Annotated in this window: 1 protein-coding gene; it reads left to right on the top strand. The window is 47.3% G+C overall.

Translation table 11 applies throughout. From position 1 onward, the window contains the following. Positions 1 to 73: 73 nt before the first annotated feature. Positions 74 to 946: exodeoxyribonuclease VII large subunit (locus tag ACS8FD_RS17570; protein WP_439276795.1), on the top strand; the 873-nt coding region annotated here is incomplete at its 3' end.

Genomic DNA, 946 nt, shown 5'->3' with positions numbered 1-946 from the left:
AAACAATCAATTTATAAATAAACAGACTACAAACACCCAGCTTTTAATCTCTCCTTACCTTTGGTTTATTATTATGCGCAAACCCAATCTCTCAAATACTAAACAAGCGAAAGTATTGGCTCCTGCTAAGGATTTGGCGACATTGGAGGCTGAACTTGCTGAGCAAGAAAACAGTCCTGAAGTCAATTTAGAAGACACCGTTCTGCGTCTTAGCGATTATCTATCAGCAGTTGATATGGTTATCAAGCAAACCTTTAATCATCGCGTGTGGGTAAAAGCGGAGATTCGCAACCTGTCTAGCAAAGGTGGACATTATTACTTTGAATTGGCAGAAAAAGACGACGATGGTAAAGTTATCGCAAGCTGCCGTGGCAACCTGTGGCGTTTTAAAGCCGCCCGCGTCTTAGCAAAGTTTGAGCGCGCAACTGGCATGCCACTTGAGCGCGATTTAACGGTACTGCTCAAAGTATCGGCAGGTTTTCATGCACAGTACGGCTTCTCGCTTACTATCGAAGACATCGATCCCAGCTATACGTTAGGCGACTTGGCGCGGCAATATGCCGAGATGATCGACCGCTTAACCGGTGAAGGTTTGTTACACCTGAACCAGCAGCTGCCTACGCCATTTGATATTGAGCATGTGCTGGTCATCGCACCCGAAAAGGCCGCAGGATTGGGTGATTTTCAAGCCGACGCAAACCGCTTAGCCAGTACCGGTGCGTGTCAGTTTCATTATCATCATGCTACCTTTCAGGGCAATCATGCCCCAAGCGAGATCCGCCAAGCAATTGTTAGCGTCCAACAGCAATTCCAAGATACTTATCAGCGTCTACCAGATTTGTTAGTGATTATTCGCGGCGGCGGTGCCGTTGGTGATTTAGCCTATCTCAATGATTATGAGCTAGCGGCCCTAGTCGCTGAGCAGCCTATCCCTGTGTGGGTCGGT

It is taken from the genome of Psychrobacter sp. 1U2 (assembly GCF_051847575.1).
Note: the sequence above shows the minus strand (reverse complement) of the source record. Positions and strands in the feature narration are given on the sequence as shown.